Origin of the sequence: Caulobacter sp. (assembly GCF_039596335.1) — a bacterium.
Classification (GTDB): Bacteria; Pseudomonadota; Alphaproteobacteria; order Caulobacterales; family Caulobacteraceae; genus Caulobacter.
Genome location: NZ_JBCNJZ010000007.1, coordinates 400,540 through 414,048, shown reverse-complemented (window position 1 = coordinate 414,048; position 13,509 = coordinate 400,540). Strand labels below are relative to the sequence as shown.

General features: G+C 67.2%; 16 protein-coding genes. 6 read left to right on the top strand and 10 right to left on the bottom strand.

The annotated features are described in order from the left end of the window. Window positions 1-152 precede the first annotated feature (152 nt). Together ligD and ABDW31_RS17305 are read left to right on the top strand one after the other, a co-directional pair. A complete protein-coding gene (gene ligD / locus ABDW31_RS17310; RefSeq protein ID WP_343699200.1) occupies window positions 153-2,801 on the top strand; it encodes a DNA ligase D in 2,649 nt (882 codons plus the stop codon). A gap of 66 nt (window positions 2,802-2,867) precedes the next feature. Continuing rightward, complete coding sequence (locus ABDW31_RS17305) at window positions 2,868-3,374, top strand: hypothetical protein (RefSeq protein WP_343699199.1); 507 nt, start codon at window positions 2,868-2,870, stop codon at window positions 3,372-3,374. Here ABDW31_RS17305 and ABDW31_RS17300 read toward each other — a convergent pair. From ABDW31_RS17300 to ABDW31_RS17275, 6 genes are all read right to left on the bottom strand, one after another. Next, complete coding sequence (locus tag ABDW31_RS17300) at window positions 3,371-4,264, bottom strand: Ku protein (protein ID WP_343699198.1); 894 nt, start codon at window positions 4,262-4,264, stop codon at window positions 3,371-3,373. The genes ABDW31_RS17305 and ABDW31_RS17300 overlap by 4 nt on opposite strands. Window positions 4,265-4,335: 71 nt before the next feature. Beyond that, a complete protein-coding gene (locus ABDW31_RS17295; RefSeq protein ID WP_343699197.1) occupies window positions 4,336-4,578 on the bottom strand; it encodes a DUF5961 family protein in 243 nt (80 codons plus the stop codon). 62 nt (window positions 4,579-4,640) lie between these two features. Continuing rightward, entirely contained in the window at window positions 4,641-4,922 is a 282-nt protein-coding gene (locus ABDW31_RS17290; protein WP_343699196.1) for a hypothetical protein, read from the bottom strand. A gap of 181 nt (window positions 4,923-5,103) precedes the next feature. Then, on the bottom strand, window positions 5,104-5,466 hold the full coding sequence (locus tag ABDW31_RS17285; protein WP_343699195.1) for a hypothetical protein: 363 nt from the start codon (window positions 5,464-5,466) through the stop codon (window positions 5,104-5,106). 2 nt (window positions 5,467-5,468) lie between these two features. After that, window positions 5,469-5,669, bottom strand: coding sequence for a KGG domain-containing protein (locus ABDW31_RS17280; RefSeq protein WP_343699194.1), 201 nt, complete (start codon window positions 5,667-5,669; stop codon window positions 5,469-5,471). A gap of 94 nt (window positions 5,670-5,763) precedes the next feature. Next, window positions 5,764-6,054 (bottom strand): hypothetical protein, encoded by a 291-nt coding sequence (locus ABDW31_RS17275; protein ID WP_343699193.1) that lies wholly within the window; start codon window positions 6,052-6,054, stop codon window positions 5,764-5,766. Window positions 6,055-6,331: 277 nt separating this feature from the next. On the opposite strand from ABDW31_RS17275, the gene ABDW31_RS17270 reads away from it, so the two are divergent. Further along, entirely contained in the window at window positions 6,332-7,981 is a 1,650-nt protein-coding gene (locus ABDW31_RS17270; protein WP_343699192.1) for an EAL domain-containing protein, read from the top strand. An 8-nt stretch (window positions 7,982-7,989) separates the two neighbouring features. On the opposite strand, the gene ABDW31_RS17265 is transcribed toward ABDW31_RS17270, so the two are convergent. After that, window positions 7,990-8,217, bottom strand: coding sequence for a hypothetical protein (locus tag ABDW31_RS17265; RefSeq protein ID WP_343699191.1), 228 nt, complete (start codon window positions 8,215-8,217; stop codon window positions 7,990-7,992). A 342-nt stretch (window positions 8,218-8,559) separates the two neighbouring features. Here ABDW31_RS17265 and ABDW31_RS17260 point away from each other — a divergent pair, with 342 nt between their 5' ends. Then, window positions 8,560-10,506: a PAS domain S-box protein gene (locus ABDW31_RS17260; protein ID WP_343699190.1), complete on the top strand. Its 1,947-nt coding sequence runs from the start codon at window positions 8,560-8,562 to the stop codon at window positions 10,504-10,506. Between the two features lie 25 nt (window positions 10,507-10,531). Here the strand turns inward: ABDW31_RS17260 and ABDW31_RS17255 are convergent, their stop codons facing one another. Then, the gene (locus ABDW31_RS17255) at window positions 10,532-11,179 is read right to left on the bottom strand and encodes a DUF6766 family protein (RefSeq protein WP_343699189.1); all 648 of its coding nucleotides are present in this window, start codon (window positions 11,177-11,179) and stop codon (window positions 10,532-10,534) included. Between the two features lie 229 nt (window positions 11,180-11,408). Here ABDW31_RS17255 and ABDW31_RS17250 point away from each other — a divergent pair, with 229 nt between their 5' ends. Beyond that, the gene (locus tag ABDW31_RS17250; RefSeq protein WP_343699188.1) at window positions 11,409-11,936 is read left to right on the top strand and encodes an antirestriction protein ArdA; all 528 of its coding nucleotides are present in this window, start codon (window positions 11,409-11,411) and stop codon (window positions 11,934-11,936) included. Window positions 11,937-12,109: 173 nt separating this feature from the next. Here the strand turns inward: ABDW31_RS17250 and ABDW31_RS17245 are convergent, their stop codons facing one another. Further along, window positions 12,110-12,430, bottom strand: coding sequence for a hypothetical protein (locus ABDW31_RS17245; protein WP_343699187.1), 321 nt, complete (start codon window positions 12,428-12,430; stop codon window positions 12,110-12,112). Continuing rightward, on the bottom strand, window positions 12,427-13,200 hold the full coding sequence (locus tag ABDW31_RS17240) for an exodeoxyribonuclease III (protein WP_343699186.1): 774 nt from the start codon (window positions 13,198-13,200) through the stop codon (window positions 12,427-12,429). Before ABDW31_RS17240 ends, ABDW31_RS17245 begins: the two co-directional genes overlap by 4 nt. A 106-nt stretch (window positions 13,201-13,306) precedes the next feature. Between ABDW31_RS17240 and ABDW31_RS17235 the strand changes: the two genes are divergently transcribed. Next, entirely contained in the window at window positions 13,307-13,489 is a 183-nt protein-coding gene (locus ABDW31_RS17235; RefSeq protein ID WP_343699185.1) for a hypothetical protein, read from the top strand. Window positions 13,490-13,509 lie beyond the last annotated feature (20 nt).

The window sequence follows — 13,509 nt, the reverse complement described above, 5'->3', positions numbered from 1 at the left end:
CCATAGAGGTCTGGGCCATAGAGGTCTGGGCCATAGAGGTCTGGGTTCTGGCCGAGCGGCGCAAGGCGGGGGGCGCCAAATAGACTGATCGGCTTCGCATCCAGGGATCAGCCAGGCGACTTGACCGTTTGGCCTCTCGAAGGGAGACGGCCATGGCCGCCAGCAAGCTCGCGAAATACCAGGAGATGCGGGACTTCTCGCAGACGGCCGAGCCGTCCGGGAACGACAAGGTCGTCGCCTCCGAGGCGCTGCGTTTCGTCATCCAGAAACACGCGGCCTCGCACCTGCATTTCGACCTGCGTCTCGAATACGAAGGGACCTTCAAGTCGTGGGCCGTGCCCAAGGGGCCCTCGCTGGACCCGGCCGATCGTCGCCTGGCCATGGAGGTCGAGGACCATCCCCTCGACTACGGCGACTTCGAGGGCACGATCCCCAAGGGCCAGTATGGTGGCGGCACCGTGATGCTGTGGGATCGCGGCTATTGGGCGCCCGAAAAGGGTTTTGAAAAGATCGGCGCGGCCCTGGCCAAGGGCGAACTGAAGTTCGTCATGGAAGGCGGCCGCATGCACGGTTCGTGGGTGCTGGTGCGCACCAAGCGCGACGGCCGTGGGCGCGCCTCCTGGATGCTGATCAAGCACCGCGACCAGGCGGCCGAGCCCGGCAATCCCAATGGTCCAACCGACGCCGATCGCTCGATCGCCTCGGGGCGCACGCTCGTCGAGATCACCCATGGCAAGGGCAAGGCGGCCACGCCGTTCATGACGGGCGAGAGCACGCAGGCTGGCGCGGTCTGGCAGAGCGACCGGGACGACAGCGCGCCGGCCGGCCTCATCAAGCCGGCGAAGGCCAAGGCGCCTGCCAAGCCCAAGGCGGTCAAGGTGCTGCCCGACTTCATCGAGCCCCAGCTGACCAAGCCTATGGAGAAGCCGCCGGCCGGTCCTGGCTGGGCTCACGAGATCAAGTTCGACGGCTATCGCATGCAATTGCGCACCGTTGGCGGCAAGGCGAGCCTTCGAACCCGCAAGGGCTTGGATTGGTCGACGAAGTTTCCGCAGATCACCGCCGCCGGCGCGGCGCTGGGCGATGGCATAATCGATGGCGAGGTCGTGGCGCTGGATGAGACCGGCGCTCCCGATTTCGCCGCGCTGCAGGCGGCGATTTCCTCGGGCGACACCGAGCGCCTGGTGTTCTTCGTCTTCGACATGCTGTTTGACGGTCTCGAGGATCTTCGCGACCTGCCGCTGGCCAGCCGCAAGGACCGCCTGTCGGTTCATCTCCGCGGCCAGGCGCCGAACCTGCGGTATGTCGATCATTTCATCACCGCGGGCGACGCGGTCCTGCTGTCGGCCTGCCGGATGGATCTGGAAGGCATCATCTCCAAGCGCCTGGACGCGCCCTATCGCTCGGGGCGCGGCGAAACCTGGACCAAGTCCAAGTGCCGGGCGGGGCATGAGGTGGTGATCGGCGGCTACACCACGACGGGCTCGGCCTTCCGCTCCCTGATCGCCGGCGTCTATCGTGATGGCAAGCTCGTTCATGTGGGACGGATCGGCACCGGCTTTGGTCGGGACAAGGTCGCCGCGCTCCTACCGCGCCTGCAGGCCCTGGAGATCAAGGCTTCGCCGTTCGAGGGCAAGGAGGGGCCCAGCCGGGCAGGGCGCCTGGGGGAGGTTCACTGGGTGGCGCCAGAGCTGGTGGCCGAGATCGAGTACGAAGGCTTCACAGGCGACGGCCAGCTCCGCCAGGCCGCGTTCAAGGGCCTGCGCGAAGACAAGCCCGCCGCCGAGGTCGAAACCGTCGAGCCCGCGCCGGCCACGACAAAGCTTGCCCAGCCCAAGGCTCAAAAGGCCAAGCCCGCGAGCGCCGCCGCCAACGTCAAGACGACCCTGGTCAGCCCGCGCGGATCGGCCGTCGTCATGAGCCAGACCCTTTCCAACGCCGGCAAGACCCTGTGGCCGAATGCCGGCGACGACGCCCCGGTGACTAAGCTCGACTTGGCGCGCTACTACGAGGCGGTCGGCGAATGGATGCTCGAGCATATCCGGGGTCGGCCCTGCTCGATGATCCGCATGCCCGACGGCATCGAGGGACAGCAAAAGTTCTTCCAGCGCCATACGAGCCAGGGACAATCGTCCCTGATCACCGAGGTCGAGGTCTGGGGTGATCGCAAACCCTATCTCCAGTTCGACCGAGTCGAGGCGCTGGTCGCCGCCGCCCAGGTCGGCGCCCTCGAACTGCACCCCTGGAACAACGAACCGTTCCTGCCCGAGCAGCCCGGGCGGCTGATCTTCGATCTTGATCCAGCCCCGGACGTCCCGTTCGAGCGGGTGATCGAAGGCGCCCGCGAGATCCGCGACCGGCTTACCGACCTTGGCCTGGTGTCGTTCTGCAAGACCACCGGCGGCAAGGGTCTCCACGTGGTCACCCCGCTCGCGGCCGAAGGCCTCAACTGGGACATCGCCAAGGCCTTCGCGCGCGATGTCTGCAAGGCGATGGCGGCCGACGATCCCGACCGCTACCTGATCGTTATGAGCAAGGCCAAGCGCACCGGAAAGATCTTTCTGGACTACCTGCGCAACGACCGCATGGCCACGGCGGTCGCGCCGCTCTCGCCGCGAGGACGGCCTGGCGCGCCGGTGTCGATGCCGTTGTCGTGGACCCAGGTGAAAAAGGGCCTGGATCCGGCCAGGTACACCGTGCGCACCACGCCCGCGCTCGTCGCGCGCCTCACCGCCTGGGAAGACTACTGCGACGGCGAGCGGCCGCTGGAAGGGGCCATCGCAAGGCTGGGCAAGCTCTAAGGTGTTATGGCTCGCTCGCCGCGCCTGAAAGTCTACGCCGCCCAATTTGGGTTCCACGACAGCGTCGTGGCCGCGCGCAGCCAGGCCGCCGCCCTGGAAGCCTGGGGAACCCGGCAAAACCTTTTTGCGGAAGGCAAGGCGGCCGTCACCGATGACGCGGACGCCATCGCCGCGGCGATGGCCCATGCCGGGATCCCGCTGCGGCGCGCCGTCGGATCGCGCGATCCCTTCAGCCTCGCGCCGGGCCTGCCCGATGTGCCCGACGATCCCCGACGCAAGACCCCGGCGTTGAAGGTGGTGGCCAGGACGCGCGAGCCTCCAGCGGATCGCGCACGCGATGTGGCGCCCAAGCCCCGGCCGCCTGACCGTTCAGCCTTGAACGCCGCGCAAGCGCGGCTCGCGGCGATCAACGCTCAGCGCCTCGACGAGGTCGCTCGATTGGCCGAGCGGCGCGCGGCCCTGGACACCGAGGACGCCGCAGCCCGCCGTCGCTGGATCGCCGAGCGCAAGGCCGCGCAGGCGGCTGTGGCGCAAGCGCAGCGCGCCTTCCGCGCGGCCGGCGGAGAGCCCTAACTGGCCTTCTTGTGAGCCGCCTTGGCGGCGGGCTTGGCCTTTGCGCCCGCGCGGGCCGGAGCCTTCGCCGAGGTCTTGGCCTTGCCGGCCGGTTTGGCCGAGCCTTTGGCCGGACTGTCCTTGCCGCCCAGGCTGGCGCGCAGGGCCGCCATCAGGTCGATGACATTGGTGTCCTCGGGCTCGGCGACCTTGGCGACCTTGTGGCCCTTTTGCTTGGCCGCGATCAGGTCCTTGAGCGCCTCTTCGTAGCGGTCGACGAACTGGCTGGGATCGAAGGGGCCTTCCTGCTGCTCGATGATCTTCTTGGCGATGGCGATCATCTGCGGATCGGCCGGCTTGTCGCTGATGGCGCCGAAGATCTCGTCGGCCTGGCGGACCTCCGCGTCCGTGCGCAAGGTGTAGACCAGAATGCCCTTGTCGCGCGGTTCCAGCGCCACGATGCGCTCGCGCGTCGACATCACCACCCGCCCGATACCGATCTGGCCAGACTGAGCCATGGACTCACGAATGACCGCGAAGGCCTCCTGGGCGAGCTTGCCGTCGGGCGCCAGATAGTAGGGGCTGTCCCAATAGATGCGATCGATGTCCTCGGCCGGCACGAACCGCTCGATATCGATGGTCTTGGTGCTCTCCAGCTTGACCCCGTTGATTTCGTCCTGGGTCAGCAGGATGTACTCGCCCTTGGAGACTTCGTAGCCCTTGACCAGCTTGGACCGCTCGATCGGCCCGGTGTCGGGATCGGTGGTGACCATCTTGATCCGGTTGTTGGTCTCCGGATTGATCAGGTTGAAGTGGACGTCGCCGCCGCTGTTGGTGGCGGTGTAGAGCGCCACGGGGCAGGTCACGAGCGAGAGCTTCAAATGTCCTTGCCAGGTCGGGCGGTAAGCCATGATCGTTGATCCTCATGCCCTGCTTTTGTCGGGCGCAGGGACTCAACGGCGACGAAACTGATTCGTTTCGGTCACCCGCATGGGGCCGTCTCGCCCGTCTCCAGATCGATGCGGAAGCAGTGCTCGCCGCCAGTGTCGAGATCGCGCACGATCACCCGGATGGCCTCGTCGTCCTCCGGCGCGATCGATAGGTCCTCGACATAGGCCACGGCCGCGGCCTCGAAGCTCGGCTCGTGGAGAATGCGGGCGTGGTGGCGGCCGGCATGGTCGGCGTGGACGCTGAAGCGGCGGTCGTCGTTGGCGGCGTTGGTCATATCGCACTCCTTGGCCAATCAACGCGCGACCCGCTTAAAGGATTCAGGGCGCCAAGGCGCGATCAGCGCGCTTCGGGCACGCTTTCGAAATAGGCCGTCGCACTGCCTTCTGCATGAGCGACGATCGAAACGTCGAGCGCCTTGCCGTTGTCGAGCGTCAGGACAACGCGGCCCTGCCGAAACGCCTCGCGCATGGTGTCGGGCTCGCCAGTCACTCCGCCCTTGGCGGCGCGAAGGCCGCGGTTGCTGTCGAGATAGTGCAGGGAAAAGGCCACGGGGTGGACCTGGCGCGCAACGGTGATGGCGCCTTGACCGGTTTGCGGAGGCTTGGCTGTTCTAGGCATCCCCGCTGAACGTTCCAAACGCCTCGCGGGTCCCGCCAAATCTGTGGACAATCAAGGAAGGGCGGCCCGGCGATCGTCGGGGGGGCGTCTGGCCGGGCCGCTGTCGTCCTCAGAGCCTGAAGACGCTTCCATGATCCTAAAGGTCGCGAGGGCTCACCGCGTTCCAAGCCGGGCCGCACTTTCAGTCGTCCTCGTCGTGCACCGCCAGCGCTACGTCGAAAACGGTGATGGCGATCACCGCGATCGAGGCGATGGCCAGAAGCTTGCGATCGGCCGCCGGCTTGCGCGCGGCCAGGGCCAGGCCGCCAAGATCCATGGCGTCCCCCGCCACCCGCATCCACAGGAAGGGCCCGAACTTGACGGGCGCCAGCAGGGCCGCGCCAGCGGCGAGCTCGCGCGACCCGAAGGCGGCGATCGCTTCGGCCGAGGTTTGCGCCGACGCGCCGATGGCGCCGGCAAAGCGTCGCGGCGCGATCAGCGCCGCCAAGCCCAGCAGCACGCTGGCGATGCCGACGCCCTGTTTGACCCTGGTCAGCAGCGCCATGTCTAGGCGTCGGACCGCTGGCGCGGCGAAGCCGACCCGCCGCTTCGCCCCGCGCGCACGGCAAGGTCGCGGTTCTGGGAAAAGCTGCGCTTTTCGGCGGGCACCGCGGCGCCGCCTTTGGCGGCGATTTCCCGCCGACGTTCGGCCGACAGGGAGGCAAAGCCGCGTTTGGACTTGGAGGGGGGTTGCGATTGCAGGGCCATGGGGCGCTCCGGGTTGCTGGTCCAGAAACAAGTCTGCGAATCGGTCAAGGGTTCCAATGGCTTAGCTGGAGGGTAGGGGCAGCGGCGCGCTGGGCTATTTGACGCCGCAGGCCTTGAGCATGGCCGTGGAGAGGGCGATCGCGTCGCCTGCGGGAAGGCCCTGCGTGTCGCGCGCCTTATCCAACGCCGCAAGGCAGGCGGGATCTCTGGCCTTCACGATCGTCGGCGCGGGCGCGGGATCATGGGCAGGCGCACGCTGCACGCCCAAGGCGACAAGGGCAGCGATCACGGCGACCAGCAACAGGCTTGCGAGGGCCATGGCCATGAGCGGTCCGTTGGCGCGGGTCGAAGGGCGAGGGGCGTCGAGGGCTTGAACCAAGGTCATGGCGTGCATCCCGCGCCTGAGCCGATTGCGCCCTGGCCAAGTCTCAACGCGCGAGCGGCCCAAACGTGGCGACGCTTCCGCCAAGCTGCAGATTTGGACGCCGATGGTGGGAAAAGCACCTCTGGCAGGCCTGCGTGCGACGACACGCCGCGAGGCGCGGCGAGGACTTGTTAGCCATGGCCCGGGCAATGTCCGGCGCGTGTCAGAGGTGTCTAAAGTGCAGATATCAAATGTTATTTCGCTTTCGCAGCGCCGGCCGGGACTGGAGCCCGAGCTGATGCTGACGGCCTTGTCCAACATGCCGCACGGCCTGTGCATGGTCGGCGCGGACGGGCGGCTGCTGTTTGGCAATCCCGCCTTTGTCGGCATGTACCGGTTGCCCGAGCCTCTGGCCGCGCCCGGCGCGCACCGCGAGGCGATCATCGCCTACTGTATCGAAAGCGGGCAGGGGCCTGTGCGGGGCGTGGCCGAGCATCTGGCCCAGAGCGCCAAGGCTGCGGCAGGCGAGACGGTGATCGGAGAATACGAACTGGCCGACGGCCGCACGGTGCGGGTGTCCCATACCATGCTGCCCGGTGGCGGCTATGTCGCCACCCATGAGGATATCTCCGATCGCATCGCCGCCAGCGCCCGGATCGAGTTCCTGGCCTATCGCGACACCCTGACCAGCCTGCCCAACCGCGCCGCCTTCCAAAAGAGCTTCGAGGCGGCCGTCATCGCCGCCGAACAGAGCGGGGAGATGTTCGGCGTCATGATGATCGACGTCGACCACTTCAAGGACATCAACGACACCCTGGGCCACGACGCGGGCGATGCTTTGCTGCTTCGTCTGTCGGATCTCCTGCGGCGGGCTTTTCGCAAATCCGACACGGTCGCGCGCCTGGGCGGCGACGAGTTCGCCGTCGTGCTGCGCGACCTTGCCGGACCGGCGGACCTGGTCCGGCCGATCGAGGCCCTGCAGGCGCTGCTGCGCTCTCCCATCGAACATGCCGGCCGCAGCTTTGCGATCAGCGCCAGCCTCGGCGCGGCCCTGCACGAGGATCGCGACGCCGATCCGCTGCATCTCCTCAAGAACGCCGATGTCGCCCTCTACGAGGCCAAGACCGGCGGGCGCAATCGCTGCGTGGTCTTCCAACCGTCGATGCGCACCCAGGTCGAGCAGCGCGTGGAGCTGCTTCGGGAAGTCCGACTGGGCTTGGCTCAAGGCGAGTTTGATCTCTACTACCAGCCCGTCGTCGATATCGGCGCCAACCAGGTCGTGGGGTTCGAAGCGCTGATGCGCTGGAACCACCCCGAACAAGGCGTACTCACGCCGGGCGCTTTCATGGCCGCGTTCGAAGACACCGATCTGGCGCTGAAGCTGGGTGAGGTCGCGTTCGACCGCGCCCTGGCCCAGATGCGCGCCTGGCTCGACGCCGGCGTCGCGTTCGGCCGCGTGGCTATCAATGTCTCCACCGAGCAGTTTCGCTCCGGGCGTCTGGCCAGCGATATCGCCGCGAAGTTGGCGCGTTGGGACGTGCCCGCCAGCTGCCTGACCATCGAGGTCACCGAAAACGTCTATATGGGCTGGGGCGCGGATGTCGTGGCCAGCACCGTTTGCCAGCTCCATGACGCAGGCGTGATGATCGCTCTCGACGACTTTGGCACCGGCTACGCCTCGCTGGCCAATCTGCGTCAGTTTCCGGTCGATCGCCTGAAGATCGACAAGTCGTTCGTTCAGAACGCAGAGGACGACGCCATTGTCCGGGCGGTGATCAACCTGGGCGCCAGCATGGGGATGAAGGTGGTGGCCGAGGGGGTGGAAAGGCCTGACCAGCTGGCCACGCTCAGCCGGTATGGCTGCGACCAGGTGCAGGGCTTCCATTTCGCCAGGCCCATGCCGGCCGCCGACGTCGCGGGCTTCATCAGCGGCTTTGGCCTGGACTGACGCCGATATCAGCCAAGCGGCTTTTGATAGGTTTCGTCGGCTTGCGCCTGACCGGCGGCGGCCAGCAACCGCCGGGCCGACGCGACCGCCGCCTCCAGCGTGAAGGCGGCGCTGAGGCCATCGGGCCCGGTGATCGCGACTTCGCCGTCAACGGCTTGGACTTCCAGCGGGGTGTCGAAGGCCTTGTGATGATCGTCCATGGCAAGCTCCCTGAGATGACGCTTCACGCGCGCCATGGGCTCGTGAACGCCCGATGCGGCGGGAAGGGTTCCCGGCCGCCTTTATGATGGTGGCCAACGGTTAAAAGGCCTGAAGGCGTCGACTCGACATGCGACGTTGACGGGGCCGCGTCTTGAGTGGGCCTGGGTTGCGGCGCGGGCCAGCCCTGAAAACTCATCTTGGTCCAGAAAAGGCAAAGACGGGGAAAGGCAGGGTCAGTACACGCCGAGCAGACACCAAGAGCGTTGATCGGCGACTTGCGAGCTGGCTGCTTTGTTTGATATTCGCCGTGGCAGGGCTTGGCGGCGAAAGCTCAAGCGCCATTGACCGCAGGTTTCCAATCGCCGTACGAGCGCCTGATGTCCTCCAACGACCGTGCACCCGTGGCTCGCCCCCGTCCGTTGAACGAGCGTCAGTCGGCTGAACGAAACCAGCTGCTGATCAACGCGGTCACCGACTATGCGATCTATCTGCTCGACGCCAACGGCGTGATCGCCACCTGGAACACGGGCGCTGCACTCTTCAAGGGTTACAGCGCCGAGGAGATCATCGGCCGATCCTTTACGGTGTTCTACACCGAGGCAGACCAGGCCGCCGGCCTGCCGGCCCGCGCTCTGGAGACGGCTCGTCGCGAGGGACGCTACGAGTCGGAGGGCTGGCGGGTGCGCAAGGACGGCTCGCGGTTCTGGACCCACGTCGTCATCGATCCGGTGATCGAGGACGGCGTCGTCATCGGCTTTGCCAAGGTCACGCGCGACGTCACCACCCGCAAGGCCTCGGACGTGGCCCTCTACGAGAGTGAGCAGCGGTTCCAGCGGCTCGTGCAGAGCGTGCGCGACTACGCCATCTACATGCTCGATCCGGTCGGCAACATCACCAACTGGAATTCCGGGGCCGAAGCGATCAAGCGCTACAAGGCCGGTGAGGTGGTAGGGCGCCATTTCTCGATCTTCTACACGCCGGAAGATCGCGCGGCGGGCGCGCCCGCGCGCGCTCTGGCCACCGCGGTCGAAGCGGGCAAGTTCGAGGGCGAGGTGGTGCGGGTGCGCAAGGACGGCGAGCGCTTCTGGGCCCATGTCCTGATCGATCCGATCCATGACGACGACGGCAAGCTCCTGGGTTTTGCCAAGGTGACCCGCGACATCACCGAAAAGCGCAAGGCTCAGGAAGAGATCGAGCGCACCCGCGAAGCCCTCACCCAGGCCCAGAAGATGGAGGCGATCGGTCGGCTGACCGGCGGCGTCGCTCACGACTTCAACAACCTGCTGACCGTGATCCGCTCTTCGGCCGAATTCCTTGGCCGCGCCGAGCTTGATGGCCGCTGGCGCAAATATGTCGACGCCATCGCGTCGGCCTCCGAGCGCGCGGCCCTGCTGACCAGCCAGCTCCTGGCCTTCGCGCGGCGTCAGCCCTTGCAGCCTGAAAGCTTCAACACCGTCACCCGGCTCGAAGGCCTTCGTCAGATCATCGCCGCGTCGGCCGGCTCGTCCATTGCCGTCGATATCGCTCTCGGCGCGGACGCGCTTTGGATCAAGGCCGATCCAGGCCAGTTCGACACCGCCGTCATCAACATGGTGGTCAACGCCCGCGACGCCATGCCCGACGGCGGGACCATCACCGTGCGCGCGAGCGCCACCGAGGGCGTGCCGGCCGTTCGGGGCCACGCCGCGGCGGCGGGGCAGTTCGTGGCCATCTCGATCGCCGACACCGGCACGGGGATGTCGGCCGAAACCCTCGGCCATATCTTCGAGCCGTTCTTCACCACCAAGCCGATCAATCAGGGCACCGGCTTGGGGCTCAGCCAGGTCTACGGGTTCGCCAAGCAGTCACGCGGGGAGGTCGCGGTCGACAGCCGCGAAGGGCAGGGCTCGACCTTCACCCTCTACTTGCCGGTCACGACCACGCGTGAGGAAAAGCCGGCGCCGCGCGAGGCTGACGAGCGCCCCTTCAAGCCCCTGCGCATCCTGCTGGTGGAAGACAATCTCGAGGTTGGTCAGTTCGCGGCCGGCATGCTCGAAGAAATGGGCCATACCGTCACGCGGGTCGGCGATGCGCAGGCGGCGCTCGAAGCGCTGGAGGTCGGCGCCGACCGCTTCGACCTGGTGTTTTCCGACGTGGTCATGCCCGGGGCCAGCGGCGTCGAGCTTGGCCGCACGGTCAGGACGCGCTGGCCGAGCCTGGCGGTGATCCTGACCAGCGGCTACAGCCACGTCCTGGCCGAGGAGGCCGGTCACGGCTTTCCCTTGCTCAGAAAACCCTACACCCTCGACAGCCTGATCGACATCCTGCGCAACGCCGGCCGATAGCCGCGTGTCGGCATTTGCGAAAGGGTCAGGCTCCGGTCTTGTCGTTTGGGGCGGCCACCGGCTTGGATTCCGGCGAATTCTTCTGACGCAGGAAGATCGACAAGACCACCAGCACCGCCGTCGACAAAAACTCGCTCTGCCAGTTTTGGAAGGACTCGAACCAAAGCTGGGCATCGGCGAGATAGGCCAGCAGGGTGGGCGGCGTGGCGCCATGTTCGAGCGCCGCCTGGGCCGCCTCCTGGGCGCTGAACGTCCAGTGCAGGATGAACGAGGCCACGAAGAGCAGCGCCAACGCGATCCCCAGGCTGTGGGCGTAGAGCCATCCAGCGCCGCCGCGCGCTCGCGCCAGCGGCGGCGCCTTGGCCGCGCGGCTGGGCAGCACGTCGCGCTCGGGCGCGTCGGGATCCTTGGATTCCGATGATCCGCGCTGAACGAGATAGGCGGTCAGAACGACATACACCGACATCTGCAGGAACTCGCTCTCCCAGTTCTCGAACAGCGTGGAGAGAAAGGCCGGATCGGCGAGATAGGCCAAGGCGCCGATCGACGGCTGGCCATGGCGCTGGAGGTCCTCCACCGCCACGCGCCAGCCCGTCAGCCAGTGTCCGAGCAAGCTGGCGGCGAACATCGCCATCAGGGCCAGGGTCAGGCCGTTGTTTTTCAGAAACCGCATCATGCCCGCTTAAGGCTCACCGCCGGACCACGGTTCCACCCGGACCCATTCCACGCCAAGCGCTTGGGGCTCCGCCCCTGGCGCGCTTCGGAGCGCCTTCCGCCCAGCTTCGGCCGGCCTGCGGCCGTCCTGCAGCCGGGTCCCCGCGAAGGCGCCCCTCCGCTTGCACCCCCGGTCTCGCCGACGGGCAAGGGTTCGTGACCGAACCCCTGCCTTGAAGGAGGCTCTGATGGGACAAGCTGAAGAAGACCTGTCGCCGCGCATCTATGTGGCCTGCTTAGCCGCCTATAACGGCGGCGTGCTGCATGGGGCCTGGGTCGAGGTGGGCGAGGACGTCCAGGCCTTGCGCGCGGCCATCGCCGCGATGCTGGCGGCATCTCCCGCGCCGATGGCCGAGGACTACGCCATCCATGACATCGAGGACTTCTGCGGCGTCGAGATCGGCGAACACGCCAGTCTAGCGCGCGTAGTGGCGGTAGCCGCCTTCGTGCGCGAGCGCGGCAGGCTCGGCGCCCTGGTGCTCGCCGAGCTGGGCGGCGATCTCGACGACGCCCGTAAAGCCTTCGACGACTATCGGGGCCTCTACGCGGGGCTCTGCGACTATTTCGCCGAACTGACCGAGGATACGGTCCAGATCCCCAAGAGCCTGGCGCCCTATATCGACTACGAGGCCATGGCCCGCGACGCGCGGCTGAGTGGCGTGGTCTTCACGATCGAGACCGGCTGCGACGAGGTCCACGTCTTTGGGGCGCTCTGAGGCCCAGCCCTCGTCAGCGCCTAGAGACGCGGCAGGATGAAGACGGCGGCCAGCGCCAAGGCGGACAGGACGGCCACGGCCAGACCCGCCCAGCCGGAGGGGGTCAGTAGACGAGCGGTCGGGCGAGAGCGGCTGGGCATGGGCGCCATGGTAAGGCGTCGCTAGCGGCCACGCTAGGCCTGCTTGGCCCACCAGTCCCCGTAGGGCGTGTTCCTGGCCATGTGGCGATTGAGGTCGGGGGCGGCGTCCGTCCACCAAACCGGCCCGCGCTCGCCCAGCCCCACCTTGGCCGCGTCGACCAGGGCCCGAGCCCTCGCCAGGCCGTCCGCGTCGCCCGCCCGCAAGGCCTGGCCCACGGCGCGGCGGGCCGCCATCAGCTGATCGACCAGGCGGCGACGCTCGTCTGGATCTAGCGCGGGATTGCTCCGCCGCCACAAACGGCCGCGGACGACGATATAGCGACCATCGGGCGTGATCAGCGGCGGCGCGCTCATCGCTCGACATCGATCCAGGCCGGCGCGTGGTCGCTGGCCGCCTCTAGACCGCGCACCCAGCGATCGACACCGGCATTGGTCAACTGACCGGCAAGCTCGGGCGAAACCAGCAGGTGGTCGATGCGCAGGCCTTTGTCCTTGGGCCAGCGAAAGCGCATGTAGGACCAGAAGGTCCACAGCGGACCATTGGGATGGACCGCCCTCAGGCTATCGGTCCACCCCTGGTCAAGAAGGCGCTGGAACGCGGCCCGGGTTTCGGGCCGCAGGAGCGCGTTGGCGCCGAAGGAATGGTTGGCATAGAGGTCGGCCTCGGTGGGCACGACATTGTAGTCGCCAGCCAGGACCACCGGGACGCCGGCGTTCAACAAGCTCTGGGCGTGGGCCAGGAAGGCCTCGAACCAGGCCAGCTTGTAGTCGAATTTCGGTCCCGGCGCCGGGTTGCCATTGGGCAGGTAGAGGCACCCGACCAGAACGCCGCCCACCGCCGCCTCGATATAGCGCGCCTGGCTCTTGTCGGGCTCACCGGGCAGTGCTGTGCGCGTCGTGACCGGCGTCATGCCGCGCGCCAGGATCGCCACCCCGTTCCAGGTCCGCTGACCCTTCCACACCGCGTCATAGCCCAGGGCTTGGAGAGCGGCGAGGGGAAAGGCGGCCTGGTCGGCCTTCAGCTCCTGCAAGCACACCACGTCCGGGGCCTCGGCTTGCAACCACGCGGTCAGCGCGGGAAGGCGCGTGACGATGTTGTTGATGTTGTAGGTGGCGATGCGCACGCGGAGACAAGGCCCGAGCGCCGCCGGCGTTCCCGCGGCCGCTCATCCGCTCGGTGGGAACAGTTTGGCTGAGTCGCGGATTCGTCTGTCACAGGAGGACTTCATCATGTCGAAACGCGAACTGATCGAGCCGAACGCCGGCGACAAGCGCTACATCCGCCGCGACGACCAGGGCCGCATCAAGGCGTCGGTCGATGTCGGCAAATCGCTCGCCGCCGACCAGCGCCAGCACGCCCAGCACGACGCCGGCAAGGGGCAGGGCGACGAGGGCGATCGTCAAAAGCATTAGGACTATCGGCGGGCGCACCT